We start from the raw sequence: 14509 nt of genomic DNA on the forward strand, positions 1-14509 counted from the left end.
TGTTTAGCGGTATTATAGCTTATGATCGGCCGGCAGGCAAGATCCGGTCCGATTTCCGGTGTCGATCCGGTTACGCTCCGGCCTCGCGCCCGCCTTCGCCGACAACGCGCAGAAGCTCGCCGGGCGCCTTCAGCTTCTCGAACCGGCTTTCGATGTACGTGTTGAACCAGAACGCGTGATAAGCGCGAAGTCCCGCTCGATCCGCGCCTTCCAGCTCGTCCGATCCTCCGTCTCCGACGAACAGCGCCTCATCCGGCTTTACGCGTAACCGGCCGCAGGCGAGCAGATAGATCGCGGGATCCGGCTTGCTGCACCGCGCCTCGAACGAGAATACGGCATCGTCGACATGCGCGGACAGCGGCGAATCCTGCCAGGCGGCTACTTCTTCCGGCGTGCAATTGCTGATCAGGCCGATTGTCAAACCGCGTTCCCGCAATGCCTCCAGCAGCGCGATGATATCGGGACGAATTTCGCGGAAAGGAATGCGCTTCTCATTCAGGCGGCCTTGATGGAGCATCTCGATCGCATCTTCCTCGACGCTCAGCCGATTCGCTGCCGCGATGTCCCGTATGACGTCCGGAAACGCGGCGAAAGTCCCGTTCATCCGCCGCTCTTGGCGCAGCTTCCATTCGCCTTTGAACTGTTTCTCGGTCAAGCCCAGCAGCTTCTCGTAATCGTAGCGGCGGTTCGAAAGTCTTCGCCCGTCCGCAAACTCGGTAACCAGCGTCTCGAACAGATCAAAAAAGACCGCTCGGATTGCCAACAGAACCCCTCCATTCTTCCACGCGCATATCGCGTTCGATCCGCGTTCTCCTCCTGATCCATTCGCGTTCAAGGCGCGAAATCCCTGCGGGCGTTTCCAGATTTCCCCTGAAAATTGCGAATTCAAGCGCAAGAGCGAGCAAATCGAAGCATTCGTTTTCAGAAAATGCCGTTATTCGGCGCGGCCACGGTAACGGCCAAAATGCGAACATGTGTTTTCGGCGTTTGACCCGTTCAGAAGGCAGCTGCTACGATAATGGCAATTTCGCTGCTTCGGATTCCGCGTATGAAGGAGGGTTGAACATGCCGGGATGGCTCGTATTCTTGGCCAAGCAATCGGCCCGCGCGAAAGGCGCCGTCCTATTGATCGCCTTGCTGACCGTAATTACCGCGCTGTGCGGGGCTGCAGTCCCGCTCCTGATCGGCCGTATGATGGATGCCGTCTCGCTGCGCGGCGGCGGCGGCATGTACGAGATTGCTCTGTCGCTCATGGGCATGCTGCTGCTGGCGGAATTATGCAAGTCGGCGCAGACGTATGTATCTGCGAAAACGATGGTCGGTTTGACCTACGCCTTGACGGAAGAGACGCTCGCCTCCGTGCTGCGAACGTCGGCGGATTTCTTCGCGAAGACGCCCCGCGGCGAACTGCTTCAACGGTGCGCAAGAGATACGAAGGCGATCCAGTCCTTCGGCCTGAACACCCTGCCTTCGTTCGTTCAGGAACTGCTGATCGCTTGCGCGGCCATGGCCGTCATGATCCGGTGGAATTGGCTGCTCGCGCTGCTTCTTCTGACCGCCTATGTCATCTTGTTCGTTCCGGTTCATGTCTATGGCAAGAAACGCGCATCCGTCCATCAAGCATTGGCCGTGCATGACGCCAGGATACGACAAAGCCTGTTGGAGAAGCTGGAATCGCTAAAGCAAATCAAGCTGTTCGGCACCGAGCGCCATGAGTTCGAATCGGTCGCGGCCGAGCAGCGCCAATGGGCGGATCTGACGTACCGAGACGCAATCGCGAACAGCTGGTACCGGACGTTCCCGCGCATTCCGGATTCGCTGGCGCCGGCGCTCGTGTTCATCTTCGCCGGCTGGCAGATGGCGAACGGACAAGCTACCGTCGGCCAGCTCGTAACGATCATCGCCTACATACCGGCCATTAACGCCCCGGTCCGTTCGTTCTTCTCGCTGCATGCGCAATTGGCCGGCATCAAGGTGCGCATCGACGGACTCCTCGATTATTTGCGACTGCCGAAGGAGCCGGGACTGCAGGTTGGTATGAACAGCCCCGATAGATTGCGAGAACACCCGATCGCGTTCGAAGGCGTCAGCGTTGCGGGAGAACGCGGCGAAGCGCTTCGTGATCTCCATTTCACGATCTCCCCCGGCGAGCATGTCGCGATCGTCGGGCCGAGCGGCGCCGGCAAGAGCACTCTGCTGAAGCTGCTGCTGCGGCTGCAGGAGCCTACGGCCGGAACGATCCGCATCGGCGGCCTGCCGATCGGCGAATGGAACGCGGCGCAGCTGCGACACAACATCGGCTGCGTCATGCAGGAGAGTCTCTTGTTTCGGGGCAGCCTGCGCCGCAATTTAACGTATCTCGGCGACGCGGACCAAGGGACGCTCGACGATTGGATGCAGGCATTCGATGCGCACGACATCGTGTCCCGCCTGTCCGCCGGCTACGATACCGATATCGGTCCGAACGGCTCGCTGCTGTCCGGCGGACAGCGGCAGCTCGTCAGCCTCGTACGCGCGCTGGTCGGGAATCCCCGGCTGCTGCTGCTGGACGAGGCGACCTCCGCGCTCGACCAGCGGAGCGAATCCGTCGTCTTGCAAGCACTGTCGGCCCGTCTGAAAGGCATGACCCGGATTATCGTCACGCATCGGCTGAAGGCTGCCGAGCTAGCCGACCGTATTCTGGTCTTGGATCAAGGCAGGCTTGTCGAGGAAGGCACGCCCGCGGAATTGAAACGGAGGAACGGACTGTATGCCAGGCTGTTGAAGCAAGCGGACGGCGAAGCCGGTCATGTCGATGGCGAAGATGCCGAACAACAAGGCATGGAGAGAGACGTCGAACAAGGCTTAGACGAAGATGCCGAACAAGGAGTTGAAGCCGGTGCAAGGCAGCATGCCGTCCTATCCCGATAATCGCAAGGTCGTCATTCGATATGCGCGAAAGCATCTGCTGCCGCATGCTTGGAATTTCTTCTTCATTCTGCTGAAGAACGTTGTCGGCGCCCTGCTGTACATGGTACCGCCGTTCTTGTCGAAATACGTGCTGGAAACCGTGCTGCCCGAGCGGCATTGGCCGCTGCTTATCGTTATCGCGATCTGCATGGTGGCGGCTCCGATTACGGGAAGCATGATGATCGTATGGGAGAATATAGCCGGCCGGTTCATGCTTCGCTTGGGCGGAACCGGGCGGGCGGAGCTGTATAACGGCCTTCAGCACCGGCCGATGGAATGGCTGTTGCGCAGCCGGGTCGGGGATCTACTGACGCGCCTTCTCGACGATACCCAGTTCATTACGAGCATGGCGAACGGCCATCTCGGTTTTACGCTGTTTCATATCGTTACGATCGTCGCCGGCGCGTTCATCCTGCTGGCGCTGCAGCCTCCGCTTGGCGCGATCGTGCTGCTCTTCTGGGCCGTGCAAGCCGTATTGCTGTCGAGGCTCGGCCGTCAGGTGAAGCGGAAGGCGGCAGACGCGGCCCGGCGCCACTCGGACGTCGCCGAGACGGTCCGGGAGCTGATCTCCGGCGCCGCCTTTATCAAAGCGGCCGGTCGTGAAGCCGATGCGCTCAAGGACATCCGCGCATGCTTGCACGAAGAATGGAATCATACGCGGAGCGGCATGACGGCCGAAAACCGCGTTCATGTGCTGCATGCCGCATTGAACGCGTTCGCGCTCGTCACGATGTACGTGGCCGGAGGTTGGTTCGTGCTTCGCGGCGCGATTACCGTAGGCACGTTGGTCGCGTTCATCGCCGTCTACAATTGGCTGCGGCCCTTCGGCGCGTCCATGATCGAGCGGTCGATCGAGTCGATGAAGCTCCCCCAAGCCGTCGACCGGCTGGCCGGCATCGCATTTCCTTCGCCGCCAGCGAAGAACGGTCTCGTTCCGCCAGGTCCGCTGACGCTGGAAACGGACGAGGTGACGTTCCACTACGAAGAACGAAGCGTGATCGATCGGATCAGCTTCAATGTCCGGCCGGGCATGACGCTTGCCATCGTCGGCTATCGGGGGGCGGGCAAATCGACGCTGGCCGATCTGCTGCTCGGACTGAAACCGCCTGCTTCGGGTCATGTTCGTATCAACGGGATTGCGCTTGACGAGATCGATCCCGCTTGGCTGCGAAGCTCGGTCGTCTGCATTACTCAGGACGTGATGCTGCGCAGCGGCACGATCTTGGACAATATCGCATACGGTTTCGAAGCCGCGACGCCGGATGCGATAATGGAAGCGGCTGCGATGGCAGACTTGGACGAATGGATCGCGAGGCTTCCGGATGGCCTGCATACCCAGGTCGGCGAACAAGCGCTGCAGCTATCCGGCGGCGAGCGCCAGCGAATCAGCATCGCCCGCGCTCTTCTCCGCAAGCCGGCCATCCTCGTGATGGACGAGGCGACATCGGCGCTCGATCACCGGACCGAAAGCCGCATCATGAAGCGTATTCGCGATCATTCGAACGGCATGTCCATCGTCTTCATCACCCACTGTCTGCGTCTCGCGCAGCTATCGGACGACATTATCGTGCTGGACGATGGCCGCTTGAAGGAAAGAGGCACGCACGCGGAATTGTCCGCTCGCCCCGGAATCTACCAATCGTTATGGCGGGAATACGAGCAACGGAATCAGGCTTCCCTCCCGCTCTCGTAATTTGCCGGCTCCGGCAGGCATTGCGCCAGCGTTTACCTCCAACTTCGTCGACTGTTCGCTATTCCCGCCGGTTGTACTTGATTGTTTCGATACATTTTCACTTACGCATCAGCACTTGCGCATCAGCCGCTCGACCCAGTCGTAGCATGCTTCCAGCTCGTCGTCGCTGACCAGGCCGGAACGATGCTCGAACATGATTCTCACATCGGGGTTCCCTTCTTTGACCAGCGCCAGGTAATCTTCGATCGGCGCCCAGCCCTCCTCCGGTCTCAACCGCGGCAGCACGGGATGATTGTTATGTTCGGCTTTGTCCGTCACTTTCACATTCTTAAGATGGATCAAATCCGCATATCGCGCAAACTTGCGAATGACCTGCTTCGCGTCGAAAGAAGGATCGATCCGATCCTGCAAATGCAGCCTTCCCGTGTCCAGGCATAGTCGAATTCGAGGATGACGATCCAGCAAGCGCGTCAAGAAGTCGCCGTCATAGACATAGCGGTTCAAAGCGTCGAATTCCAGCACCGGCGTGAACCGGTATTCCTCGCTCTTGTCCGACAGCCACTCGAACAAGGCTTCGCTTCGCCGTTGGAATTCGTCACATGAATAGTCGCTCTCATAGACGTACTCGCTGGGATCGCCGAAACGCCATAACGACCAGCCCGCGCGATCATCCAGAATGACGGGCTTCGGATAGTGGAACAGCACATAGTCTGGACTCACGGGCACGAGTGCTTCCAGTTCCCGTCGAATCCAATCGATCGCATCCGAACGAACGGTCTCGTCCTGCGCGAGGAATAAAGCGTCTCTCTGGCGAGACCGGTCCGCATACAGCGGAAAATGGATGCCGATCCGGAAGCCATGGTCATTCGACGCCTCGATCAACCGCCGCGTATCGGCTTCGTCTTGAAATAGACAAGCTTCGATGCCATAGAAACCGCTTCTGAAATCACGGGCATACTTGACTTCATCGAAAGCGCCGTATTGACCGATCATGAATCGTTTCAATCGAATCGATCCTCTCTTGTCCTGTCATAATGACGTAGAAGCATACGTATCGTTCAAGCATTGCTTAGCGATATAGAAGATCTGTCCCATATGTTCGGAATAATGCGCAGCGCACTGATGCAGCACGTCCGCATGCGTACGCTCTCTCGACCGGATGGGCTGCGTTTGCTCAAACTGCGCTTCCGTAAGCTGTTGTACCGTCTCTATGACCAGATCGAACTTCTCGGTCACGATGGCTATTAACTGCGCTTTGGCCATTGGAATCGGCAGAAACTCCCGTTCCCGGTCTCGCTTGACATCGCGATGCAAAATCCCCTTCTCGATCCGTTCGAGAATATTGCCTTCGATATGCCGAATAAGCGTTGCGATGCTGAGACTCGCCGCATTCGGCCGCCAATTCAACTGCTCGTCGGTCAACTGCTCGATCGCCTTGATCGTCCGCCGTTGAATTTCTTGAAACTTATGAACCAGCCAAGCTTGATTGAACCGAACATCCATATCCGCAGCCTCCATTCGGCGAGCTATTGTTCAGCGCCGCTCTCTTCCATCAAAATAAACCCGCAGCCGTTATGCATCCGATCTCCGGCCGTCAAATGATCGTAGACGACGCGCTGAAGCGACGTCTCCGCCGCCAGCTTCGGAAGATCGGCCAATTGCGTGCCGAAGTCGAACACGCGTTCAAGGATCTGCGTCTCATCCGAGATCAGCGGCAGCAGGTGGTAATCGCTTTGGAACTGGCGAATATTCGATTGTTCCGGCAGCCAGTCCCGGAATTCCGGCGAGAGCAGCCACGACGAGCAGACATACGCGCGAAACGGCTGCTCCGGGAAGCACTCGCCGAAGAACCGCGCAGCGCTCGCATACGAGGCCAGACACGCGTCATGGGACATGCGTCCGCCTTCGGGAATATGGACGTTCAGCACGTCGTCGCCCTTTTGCAGCGTCAGGTTCCACGTATCCGCAGGCAGCCGGACGGTTTCGCGGCTTGCAGCGCCGAGGCGCGAGATCGGATGTCCGACGAAATGCCGGCCGTCGAACGCAAAAGCCGACGTCCACTCGCCGCCCTGCATGCCGGCGGAATCGGCATCGCCCGCCAACTGTCCGTCCGCATGGAAGCGAACGCCCTCATCGGACAGCACGACATGTTCTCCCGTCAACCGGTTGCGGAAGACGCGCGCCGAATAAGGGAATGCGATCGGCTGAAATTGCAGGCGCCCGGTGCGGAACAGCCCGCCCGTCATATGGATATGCAGCCACCCCAATTCGCTCAATCCCCACTGCCCGTGACGCTTGCGATGCGTTTCCATCCAGATCGCGAGGTCTTGCACGGTGTCGATCAAGATCTGCGCCGCTATGCCGCGCTTCGCATAATAACGCTCCCATAGCTGGGGAATCGCGCCGGCATACACGACCGCGGCCAGCATGGCTCCGTCGGCGCAGGCAAGAAGCTCCCGATTACTATCGCCGGACAGGCGCTTATGCTCATCGAACAGCTCGCGATGAAATCTCCGGGCCGCATCCGCCCGCTCCGGATCCGAAGCCAGCCGCTCCGTCTCGGCAAGCAGCGCCAGCGTTATGGCATCCGGGTATTGTACCGCTTCGCAAATCTGACGCATGCAGGCGGTTTGCACAAAATCGCCGGCGTTCGATAAGGCTGTAGTCATTGAATCGTTCATCTGCGTTTCTCCTTCTACGCACGGCTAGCCAGGTGCGATTTCATGGATTGGGCCTATTAACCAAACTATATCAAGGCTGCAAGCACCGGACAAGACGCGAAATGAAAGCCCCTTCGGTGAGCGCCGGACCGCCCGGCCGCTCACGGACGGCGAACGCGCGGGAAAAATCACAATATGACTACAATGGTCACGATTTTATATAGTCGGGAACCGGAACGATGTGTATATTCTGTGTTGCCCGCAGCCGCTGGCGCAGCGCGGAGCTTGACTGGATTACGTCCGCTTTCGGCGATTTGACGCTGTCCGCGACGACGGTCGGCACGCCGAGCGCGGAAACGGTCGGCGGCGGCAGCTTCGCCAGCCCTGCGATAGGCCCGGCGCCATCGGGCTCGTTCAGCGGCTTCACGCTCGTGAAGAATTGGCATTTCGGCACAGGCGGCACGATCAAGAACACGAATGACCTGATCGGCGAATTCCAGTTCCACGATCAATTCGGCACGATCGCCAATGGAACCAACTACGGCGCCGTCATCGTTGCGCCGACGGCCGCGACTGCGCTAAGCAGCACGCCTACCGGCGCACAGCCGGTCGAAAGCGCGGGCAATCCGGTTCGGCAGTTTACGGCGGATTCGATGAAGACATTCCTCGTTCCGCTGAACGGCGCGACGACCGTATGGCCGAGCCAGCACAACGTCGGCAACGGTTCCATCCAGGCGAAGTGGAATTTGCCGAACGGCGGCTCGCTGCTCGGCCATGACGTGCTCTGGGAGACGCGCGTCCGTTACGTCAGGCCGCAAGCGTTCTGGTTCGCGCTCTGGAATGCGGGCAATACGTGGAATAACGGCGCCGAGATCGACCTCGTCGAGAGCTTCGGCTACGACAACGGCGGCGGCAATACGAATTTCGACGGCCGCTGCTGGCATTCGAACAGCGTCAACAATCCGGATGCGATCAATTACGGCAGCTGGTCCTCGGGCATGGCTGCCGGCGGCGTCTCCTCGTTCGATCCGACGGCGTATCACACATGGCAGCTTCTCTACGGCAAAGACAACTCGTACAAAATGTACATGGACGGCCATCTCGTACAGTCCGGCACCAACTACAACTGGACCGTCGGCAACGTCGCGGGCGGCACGCCGATCGACATGGACTTCATCTTCGACTTCGGCTGGGGACACACGCAAGTCGCAAGCGTCAACAAATCGCTGCCGGCATCCGCACTTTCGGGCAAGTATTACGAAATCAACTACAGCCGCGTGTATTTGAAATAACGCGGGATAATGAACTAGGCGAGCGCCTGAACGACACCGCCGGGCTGCAATGACCGTCGTTCGGCATTCATCTAGCCATTAAGTACAGAGGGAGGCCGGACCCGCAGTCCGCCTCCCTTTGTCTATCGTTATCCGCCCAGCAGCCAGCTTGTCCGCTTCTCCCGGGTGCCGGCGCGCAGCGCTTTGCCATGCCCAACGCCGTCAACCATTAGCAACTCGGAAGATGTCCGCCCGTCGGCATTCATACGGTCCTAATACCAATACCGCTAGGCAAACCCCATTCATGCGTCAAATCACCCCGTACGCTCGCAGCGTCCTGAGCCGCTCTACCGTCACCCAGCCGCGCCATTCCAGCTCCGCGCCCTTGGACGGCGCTTCCCAGCTGATCGGCCAGCCGCCGTCCGCTTGCTGCGTTCCGGCCAGCATATCGAGATGGCGCGCGAGCACATCGTCATTCACGAACTTCCGGGGATAGCTCTTCGGGTCCGGACACCAATCAAGCACTTTCTGCACATAGCCGCCGGCGAAGGGATCGCGTTCGATCGTCTCAGGCCGGGTTAGATACGCGTCAAGCTTCGTCAAGTACGCCTCGCGTCTCGCGGCATCGGGCACATTCTCCAGAAAGGCGATCCACTGTACGGCATCGTGGAAGCCTTCCGGCGCCTCGTTCGCCATCGCGCTCCATACATATGCGGCGTTGCGAACGAACCATGCTTCATGAACGATCTCCGGCAGAGCCTGCTGCTTGTACAACAAACCCATGATCCTGCCCGTCGGATTCATCGATGGGCGATCGTCCGACTCGGTCTTCCACCAAGGCGCGTGCGCATACTCGGCCGCGCTCCGCAGGACGAACGGGACGCCGCCGCCGGGCAGTGTAAGCGAGCGCATATATTCCGCGATGCCGCGTATGATCTCCGCATCGAAGCCGTCGACTTCTTCCATGATGAGCAGCGCCACTTCCGTCGGTACCGGCTGGCTGAAGGGGCAGCGAATATCGCTTTCCAGCGCATTGCCGAAGCCGCCGTCCGTATTCCGGTAAGCGCGGAGCGCCTGAATCACGCCCGCTTTCGTCCCGCCCTCAAAATGGTATTCATACCGCTTGCGATCCAATAACCGCGCATTGCCATACAGAAATTCTTTTGCCTGCTCCACGATTTGCGAGTTGCTCATTGTTCGCCGACCTCCATGTCGATAGATGACTAACGGATTGCTTGCGAGAGATTCATAGCATGTCTCTACCATACTACCAGATCGTACCGGATAAAGGCGTGTGCGGATTTAAGAATTGGCGCAGGCATTCCGGGCGGCTTTCGCTCATACAAGTAAGTGGTACCCCGCTCTCGTCCCTCTTGCAGGGCGAACATTATGCGCACGCGAAGGAGAATGCCTGATGAATGAACGAATGGCGAAATTGGAACTACGGCTTATTCACCAGCAGCATAAGGACTTGTTCCTGCAAACCTCCCATACGATTAAGGCCATTAACGACCTTGCGGAGCAGCATCGGATATTGACGGCGCTACATGCGATCAACGGCTACAAAATCGTCGGCAGCGAAGAAGTGCTGTTCTACGACACGCTCGCGCAAGTGAAAGAACAAATCGTGCAGACGCTCGAGAAAACGGTATGCGACCTTGAACATAAAGGCGACAAGCATTACGAGAAGAATTTCACTGACGGGGTTGAATAAGCGCCTCGGCGATGAAATTGAAGCATAGCGTTAGTCTCGCCCGGTGCGATCGCCATGTTCGGACTGCTCTATAAACCGGACGAGACAGGCACGGCATATGCACGCTCGATTGCGAAATTCGTCAGGTACAAGCTCCAGCAGCCCCCTCGGAAACGATTCTTTGCCGCACCAGCACGCGAGACTGCCTTCGCAGGCGTTGCTCTGGCCGCAGATCGGGCAATTTCGGTTCGATGCATCATCCATCTGTTCTCTCATCCTCCATCTTCGGTAACGCGATGCTAGCGATTCGAATTCAAGCGGAGTATAGCATGCATCCGGTTGAACGACAATCGCCAAGCGATCCGGCCCTCGCACACGGGAAATAGTTGTCACCTTTAGGCACCCGCGTAATACCATGTATAGTCAGATGACTATTACTTACGCGGAGGTTGACTCATGAATCGAGCGTTTTTCCCGGGCGGTTTCGGGCGTCCATTCTTCCGTCCGTTCCCCCACCCTTTCTTTCCCGGCCGTTTCTTGTACCCGTCGTTTTTCTTTTCCCCGTTCTTCTTCCCTTTCTTCAGGGAAGATCAGGCCGGAGACATGGTTTTTGCGCAGCACCAAGTGAAGCCGGGCGATACGATGATGTCGATTTGCCATATGTACAACATCCCGCATCCGATTCTGGAGGAAGCGAATCCGCAAATCCAGAATCCGAACCAGCTGAAAGCCGGCGAAACCGTCGTGATCCCGCGGATCTCCAACATGCACTGCCAGAAAACGTATGGCGAAGCGGCAGGACAGCAGACACAGCAAGGACAACCGATGCAGCAGCAAACAGGCCGTTAATTTCCCCGGCTGTATAAGGTATGCGGCCTGTGTCACCTGGACAGCCGTCCCCCGCGGCTGTCTTTTATTTTGAACGGAAGACCATACATCCCGCCGCTTCCTCGCCGGCTGTTACATTCGGACAAGCAGACGCGAATGCGCGAGAGAGAATGAGCATACGCGCGATTATGACCGGACCAGCGCTTCATAAGGTAAGGCTGTCAAGTTGAATCCCCACGTGCATGTGATTATAATCACAATGTACGATCATTTTAATGAAACGAAGGGATTCCCGTGCCATTTCTGCGCTTCAAAGGATTTACCGCTTCTTTCCTGAAGCAAATTACCCCCTCGGTCGTCGAGGAATTTGCCCATATCGTCAAGATTCCGCAAGAAATCGTCAAAATCGAGCTGCTCGATATTCGCATCATCACGAACACGCCGCGCTCGCTCGAAATTCATATGTTCCAGCGCGCTCAGGAAATACATGATGCCGTCGCCTTCAACATGTATCGCATCTTACAGGAGTTCGGCTATGACAACGTTCATATTTTCTTCGTAATCCTGTCGCCGGCGCTCTACTATAAAGAAGGCAAGCCGCTGCTTCATTCGCCGACGCGCTCGGTATAGCGGCTCGAAGGCAGGCTTCCGGCGCTTCGGATCTTGCCCGCGCTTCGAATGAATCTTGCCGATATCCGGCATTCCGTCGACCTGCCGTTTCTTCCCGCCCTGCCACGACAAATAAAGCCGCATGTCGCGGCTTTTTGACGTTCCCGGTTTCGTTCATGACATTCACGATCATGGCTGCCGAACGGTTTTCACGAAACGCTTGCCGGTCACGGCGAAACCGAGATGCGCGTAGAAGCGATGCGCTTCCTCGCGCTCGGGCCTCATGCCGCTTGTAAGCACGAGCGCGGAAGCGCCTGCTTCCGCCGCCCATCGTTCCGCCTGCAGGACGAGCGCTCGTCCGATGCCGAGACCGCGGTAATTCGAGCCGGCAACCAGTGCCGCGATTTGAACGACCGGATCGTCCTGCTCGTAGGGATACAGCTTGCGCAATCCGACCATGCCGGCAACGCTTCCGCCATACTCCGCAACGAAGGTAGCGGCCGTCGGCTGGGAATCGATCGCTTCCATTCGCTTGCGCATCCGTTCCTCCGACGCCGCGTATCCCAGCAGCCCCACGAGTTCCGCTGCCGCATGCACATCCGACGGCTGATACGGACGGATTCGAATCATTGGCCTGCGCCTCCTTATCGACTGCACGCTCAGTTCGGCTGCATGCTCACCACCGAACGTTCTCCCAACCCTTCTGACTGTCCGCGCGGTACCGCTGCACCCATTGCTCCGCCGCCTCGTCGGCTAATTTATCGAATGCCGGAGGGGCGATGGCGACGTTGTCCGCCGGGAGATTCAGGAAGGCCAGCACCTGTTTGACGGTTCCCTCGTAATCCAGAATGAAATCCTCGTAGACGATCGTAAGCGGGTTAATATGGGATGCCGTGAAGAAATCCTCGATTGCCGCCTCGCACATCATGCTTTCTTGAATCAGATGACGAATGGCCTCGTAATTGTACTGATCCGCAAGATCTTGTTCGTCGGGCTTGTGCCCCGCTTTCCGGTGCCACTCGCCCGATACGATCGCACGCCACCACGAAACGGCTAATCTGACTTTATTGCGCCGCGTCATATAGATATGTTTGGCGCAGTTGGGAAATGCGGTGCTCCATACATCGGCCCGCGACACATGCTCCGAAAGGTCGAACATCGCGCGGAACGCGTCGACCCATCGCTGTTCAAATTGGATTTTCAGTCCGAAGATGCCGTTCGGCGTCATGCCGTGCCGCCATATCGCTTCCAGCTTACCGGGCGTCATCGTTGCCGGATCATTGTGTTGATAATGCAGCCATTCGGCGGGATTGCCCGCGATTCCGGTCGAGGTAAGCGCCTCGCTCAGAAGCGTGCTTCCCGTACGCTGCGAGAACCAAATCGTGTAGCTCAATGCTGGTTTTGTCATTGCTATTCCTCTCTTTCCGATCTGAATGCGAAATTCCCCATAAGGTACGCCGCAAGCTTCTGCGCACGATCTTCGACGGCCCTCAGCTCCGTGACCGCGACCCGTTCCGGACGCAGCGGAGGCTCGTACGGAGCCATCGATGCCCGCAGGAAATCGCTGCCTGCATGACCAGTCTATCAGCTTGCTCCGACGGGTTCATAGATCACGAACCGATCTAAACGGTTCTTGACATAAAAATCCACATTAGACAATGATCTAATGTGGCTTAGCTTCAACAGGCTATTATTGATTATTTCTTGCTGTAGACGATTCGCTTGATGCTTCCGCAGGACAAATAAAACCGTTCGGCAAGCTGAGCCACGGTAGCTCCTTGCGCGAATCGCCGCCGGATGTCTTCGTTTCGCTGCGTGATATAGGCCCTGCTGCCGGACCTCGCGCCCCATCCCTCTCGCGTTCCTTCGGGTTTCGGGACATAAATCATAACGCCGTTGATATATTTCTGTACTTCCTTCAGCAAGGGCTCCGGTAAAACATTCGCGTTTACGTATTTCATGATCGCTCTACTCCTTAAACATGATGGTTTTAAGGAAGCAAAGTCTCATTATAAACTCCGTTTACGCATCATAAGCGGTCCATTCTTCGGCTCTATACAAACAACCGCCGTTGTTTATAATGTAGACTTTGCATAGAGCATCGTTTCTTTGTCTTCGGACATCGTGATCCCCTCCTACAGAATGTTACCGGCACTTCGGCTCTGACGGTTCGATCCGTCGCTCGTATAGATTCGCGCTCCAGGCGCCAGCGTCGAAGCGTCCCTTGAAGCTCATGCCCTGCCGTTCATAATAGCGGTTGAGCGGCGGATTGTCCGCCATGCAATCGAGCCGCAGCCATGACTTGCCCTGACTGCCGATGTATTCGGCCGCCCAGTCCAGCATCTTCCCGCCGATCGCTTGTCCCCGATGCTCGCGCGACACGACGAGCCGGTGCACGTATCCGGCATTGCGATGAAACTGCTCGCCCCAGATTTCCTCGTCTTCCCATTCCACGGAGAAGCAGCCGACCGGCTTGCCGTCCAGGACAGCGGCGAATACGTCGCGCGAGCCGATGAACTGCTCGATGTACGCCCCTGCGAACGTCTCCTCCCGCCACTGGTTGAAGCCTCTCGCTTCGCGAATCCACATGGCGGCTTCTATGTACAACCCGCGGAGTGCCTCCGCATCCTCCGGCCGCGCTCTTCGAATGTCCACCATGCTCAGCTCTCCCTGTCCCCTATGTTGGCGATTTCCGATCCTATTAACGTCAATCGTATCATGAATAGCCGGAAAGTAGAATGAGAGTACGCGGCGAACCTGGCAAAAAGCCGCGATTCACGCGGCTTCATGGCAGGCTCGTATGCGA

General features: G+C 57.8%; 16 protein-coding genes. 6 read left to right on the top strand and 10 right to left on the bottom strand.

Features of this window, described 5'->3' with window-relative positions:
• Positions 1 to 70 precede the first annotated feature (70 nt).
• Positions 71 to 763, bottom strand: coding sequence for an HAD family hydrolase (locus GXP70_RS16850; protein WP_162357901.1), 693 nt, complete (start codon positions 761 to 763; stop codon positions 71 to 73).
• Positions 764 to 1065: 302 nt separating this feature from the next.
• Between GXP70_RS16850 and GXP70_RS16855 the strand changes: the two genes are divergently transcribed.
• Positions 1066 to 2910, top strand: a complete 1845-nt coding sequence (locus GXP70_RS16855) for an ABC transporter ATP-binding protein (RefSeq protein ID WP_162357902.1) — start codon at positions 1066 to 1068, stop codon at positions 2908 to 2910.
• Complete coding sequence (locus tag GXP70_RS16860) at positions 2879 to 4642, top strand: ABC transporter ATP-binding protein (RefSeq protein WP_162357903.1); 1764 nt, start codon at positions 2879 to 2881, stop codon at positions 4640 to 4642. The genes GXP70_RS16855 and GXP70_RS16860 overlap by 32 nt, the downstream gene beginning before the upstream one ends.
• 108 nt (positions 4643 to 4750) lie before the next feature.
• Here GXP70_RS16860 and GXP70_RS16865 read toward each other — a convergent pair whose 3' ends face one another.
• The 3 genes from GXP70_RS16865 to GXP70_RS16875 are packed head-to-tail and all read right to left on the bottom strand — an operon-like array spanning position 4751 to position 7323.
• Positions 4751 to 5647 carry a sugar phosphate isomerase/epimerase family protein gene (locus tag GXP70_RS16865; RefSeq protein ID WP_162357904.1) on the bottom strand — a complete coding sequence of 299 codons (897 nt, stop codon included), beginning with the start codon at positions 5645 to 5647 and terminating at the stop codon, positions 4751 to 4753.
• A 24-nt stretch (positions 5648 to 5671) separates the two neighbouring features.
• Positions 5672 to 6145: a DinB family protein gene (locus GXP70_RS16870; RefSeq protein ID WP_162357905.1), complete on the bottom strand. Its 474-nt coding sequence runs from the start codon at positions 6143 to 6145 to the stop codon at positions 5672 to 5674.
• A 23-nt stretch (positions 6146 to 6168) separates the two neighbouring features.
• Positions 6169 to 7323 (bottom strand): acyltransferase domain-containing protein, encoded by a 1155-nt coding sequence (locus GXP70_RS16875; RefSeq protein ID WP_162357906.1) that lies wholly within the window; start codon positions 7321 to 7323, stop codon positions 6169 to 6171.
• A 218-nt stretch (positions 7324 to 7541) separates the two neighbouring features.
• On the opposite strand from GXP70_RS16875, the gene GXP70_RS16880 reads away from it, so the two are divergent.
• Positions 7542 to 8594 carry a LamG domain-containing protein gene (locus tag GXP70_RS16880; protein ID WP_162357907.1) on the top strand — a complete coding sequence of 351 codons (1053 nt, stop codon included), beginning with the start codon at positions 7542 to 7544 and terminating at the stop codon, positions 8592 to 8594.
• Positions 8595 to 8882: 288 nt separating this feature from the next.
• Here GXP70_RS16880 and GXP70_RS16885 read toward each other — a convergent pair whose 3' ends face one another.
• Complete coding sequence (locus GXP70_RS16885; protein ID WP_162357908.1) at positions 8883 to 9767, bottom strand: hypothetical protein; 885 nt, start codon at positions 9765 to 9767, stop codon at positions 8883 to 8885.
• A 220-nt stretch (positions 9768 to 9987) separates the two neighbouring features.
• Between GXP70_RS16885 and GXP70_RS16890 the strand changes: the two genes are divergently transcribed.
• Positions 9988 to 10287: a hypothetical protein gene (locus tag GXP70_RS16890; RefSeq protein WP_162357909.1), complete on the top strand. Its 300-nt coding sequence runs from the start codon at positions 9988 to 9990 to the stop codon at positions 10285 to 10287.
• Positions 10288 to 10317: 30 nt separating this feature from the next.
• Here the strand turns inward: GXP70_RS16890 and GXP70_RS30190 are convergent, their stop codons facing one another.
• Positions 10318 to 10683 carry a cysteine-rich CWC family protein gene (locus GXP70_RS30190; RefSeq protein WP_318652378.1) on the bottom strand — a complete coding sequence of 122 codons (366 nt, stop codon included), beginning with the start codon at positions 10681 to 10683 and terminating at the stop codon, positions 10318 to 10320.
• A 39-nt stretch (positions 10684 to 10722) separates the two neighbouring features.
• Here GXP70_RS30190 and GXP70_RS16900 point away from each other — a divergent pair, with 39 nt between their 5' ends.
• Positions 10723 to 11115 (top strand): LysM peptidoglycan-binding domain-containing protein, encoded by a 393-nt coding sequence (locus tag GXP70_RS16900; protein WP_162357911.1) that lies wholly within the window; start codon positions 10723 to 10725, stop codon positions 11113 to 11115.
• Positions 11116 to 11388: 273 nt separating this feature from the next.
• Entirely contained in the window at positions 11389 to 11724 is a 336-nt protein-coding gene (locus GXP70_RS16905) for a DUF1904 family protein (protein WP_162357912.1), read from the top strand.
• 168 nt (positions 11725 to 11892) lie between these two features.
• Here the strand turns inward: GXP70_RS16905 and GXP70_RS16910 are convergent, their stop codons facing one another.
• The 4 genes from GXP70_RS16910 to GXP70_RS16925 all read right to left on the bottom strand — a co-directional run bounded on the left by GXP70_RS16910 (position 11893) and on the right by GXP70_RS16925 (position 14361).
• Entirely contained in the window at positions 11893 to 12333 is a 441-nt protein-coding gene (locus GXP70_RS16910) for a GNAT family N-acetyltransferase (RefSeq protein ID WP_162357913.1), read from the bottom strand.
• A gap of 46 nt (positions 12334 to 12379) precedes the next feature.
• A complete protein-coding gene (locus GXP70_RS16915) occupies positions 12380 to 13111 on the bottom strand; it encodes a Stf0 family sulfotransferase (RefSeq protein WP_162357914.1) in 732 nt (243 codons plus the stop codon).
• Between the two features lie 289 nt (positions 13112 to 13400).
• Entirely contained in the window at positions 13401 to 13664 is a 264-nt protein-coding gene (locus GXP70_RS16920) for a CD3324 family protein (protein ID WP_162357915.1), read from the bottom strand.
• 184 nt (positions 13665 to 13848) lie between these two features.
• A complete protein-coding gene (locus GXP70_RS16925) occupies positions 13849 to 14361 on the bottom strand; it encodes a GNAT family N-acetyltransferase (protein WP_162357916.1) in 513 nt (170 codons plus the stop codon).
• Between the last annotated feature and the right edge of the window lie 148 nt (positions 14362 to 14509).

The organism is Paenibacillus lycopersici (assembly GCF_010119935.1).
In the GTDB taxonomy this organism is placed as follows: domain Bacteria; phylum Bacillota; class Bacilli; order Paenibacillales; family Paenibacillaceae; genus Paenibacillus_Z; species Paenibacillus_Z lycopersici.

What these genes read in the sequence shown, in the direction of transcription:
- GXP70_RS16855 (WP_162357902.1), top strand. Translation starts at nt 1,066, where the DNA reads ATGCCGGGATGGCTCGTATTCTTGGCCAAGCAATCGGCCCGCGCGAAA.
- GXP70_RS16870 (WP_162357905.1), bottom strand. Translation starts at nt 6,145, where the DNA reads ATGGATGTTCGGTTCAATCAAGCTTGGCTGGTTCATAAGTTTCAAGAA.
- GXP70_RS16875 (WP_162357906.1), bottom strand. Translation starts at nt 7,323, where the DNA reads ATGAACGATTCAATGACTACAGCCTTATCGAACGCCGGCGATTTTGTG.
- GXP70_RS16880 (WP_162357907.1), top strand. Translation starts at nt 7,542, where the DNA reads ATGTGTATATTCTGTGTTGCCCGCAGCCGCTGGCGCAGCGCGGAGCTT.
- GXP70_RS16885 (WP_162357908.1), bottom strand. Translation starts at nt 9,767, where the DNA reads ATGAGCAACTCGCAAATCGTGGAGCAGGCAAAAGAATTTCTGTATGGC.
- GXP70_RS16890 (WP_162357909.1), top strand. Translation starts at nt 9,988, where the DNA reads ATGAATGAACGAATGGCGAAATTGGAACTACGGCTTATTCACCAGCAG.
- GXP70_RS30190 (WP_318652378.1), bottom strand. Translation starts at nt 10,683, where the DNA reads ATGGTATTACGCGGGTGCCTAAAGGTGACAACTATTTCCCGTGTGCGA.
- GXP70_RS16900 (WP_162357911.1), top strand. Translation starts at nt 10,723, where the DNA reads ATGAATCGAGCGTTTTTCCCGGGCGGTTTCGGGCGTCCATTCTTCCGT.
- GXP70_RS16910 (WP_162357913.1), bottom strand. Translation starts at nt 12,333, where the DNA reads ATGATTCGAATCCGTCCGTATCAGCCGTCGGATGTGCATGCGGCAGCG.
- GXP70_RS16915 (WP_162357914.1), bottom strand. Translation starts at nt 13,111, where the DNA reads ATGACAAAACCAGCATTGAGCTACACGATTTGGTTCTCGCAGCGTACG.
- GXP70_RS16920 (WP_162357915.1), bottom strand. Translation starts at nt 13,664, where the DNA reads ATGAAATACGTAAACGCGAATGTTTTACCGGAGCCCTTGCTGAAGGAA.
- GXP70_RS16925 (WP_162357916.1), bottom strand. Translation starts at nt 14,361, where the DNA reads ATGGTGGACATTCGAAGAGCGCGGCCGGAGGATGCGGAGGCACTCCGC.